At 46.7% G+C, this 987-nt stretch carries 2 protein-coding genes; both read right to left on the bottom strand.

Features of this window, described 5'->3' with window-relative positions; translation table 11 throughout:
- On the bottom strand, positions 1-708 hold a 708-nt coding region (locus A3757_RS01520; protein WP_197469640.1), incomplete at its 3' end, for an imelysin family protein.
- The coding region (locus A3757_RS01515; protein WP_304439160.1) for a di-heme oxidoredictase family protein at positions 708-987 on the bottom strand (280 nt) is incomplete at its 5' end. The genes A3757_RS01515 and A3757_RS01520, both read right to left, overlap by 1 nt.

Genomic DNA, 987 nt, shown 5'->3' with positions numbered 1-987 from the left:
GCGTTTAAGCTTTAAGTCTCGTATGACTTCCAAGGGTTCGATCATTGTTTTTAATAAAGCTGTGGCGGCGTCGATGTCGTCTTCGAAGTAGCCGTCTAGTTGTTTAGCGTCGGCAAACTGGCCACGCATATGCTTAAGCCACTCGCTATGTAGTGATGTACTGATCGTCGAAACATTCTGAGAGATCGTCGTTAATACATCGCAGTGGAACTTATTTGCCTTGAGTTCATTGAGCGCCGATTGTTTGAAAAGAATTCTTTCAATCGCGGGTAAGCCTTTAACGCTAATGCTGACACGCTGGAATTTATCTTCATTCAGCAATGTTTTGTCGTCACTTGCTAGAAGAACACCTAGGTGTTTGCCGATATGATTCTTCTTGTCGGGCCAGAACTGTAAGCTATGGCTGCGCATTGAAAACTCTATGGGGCCAAACGTGATATTTTGAATAGATTGCCAGGCATCCATCGTCTTGTGGAAATCACCGATGCTATTATCTAGCGCCTCTTGAGAAGGGCTTTGGCAGAGGCCTTGGGTGCTCTGCTGCAAAGCCTGAGAGGCAGCGCTAAGCGATTGATAAAACGGGATAACAAAGCTATTAACTGTCGCATGGTTGAAGTTTTTCCAGTCAGCTTCACTTGGGGCGGCATGACATACAAATGAGAGGATACAAGCTAAGAAAATACTGGAAATCGTAGAGGTTCTGTTCATTAAAGTGATTCCAAAAAAGTAAGCAGTTGTGCGCGTTGCTCTTGGGGCATTGTTTGTACGGCTTGCTTGGCAGATTCGGCCTCGCCGCCATGCCACATAATTGCTTCAAGTATACTGCGTGCGCGGCCGTCATGCAGAAGAAAATGGCTGCCATTTACGTATTTGTCTGAACCGAGCCCCCAAAGTGGAGCGGTTCTCCATTCCTGTCCGTTTGCCTTAAACTCGGGTCGATTGTCCGCCAGCCCTAGCCCCATGTCATGCAGTAATAGATCGGTGTAA

The sequence above is a fragment of the Oleiphilus sp. HI0117 genome (assembly GCF_001635235.1).
The sequence above is the reverse complement of the archived record's forward strand: the minus strand, read 5'-3'. Positions and strand labels throughout refer to the sequence as shown.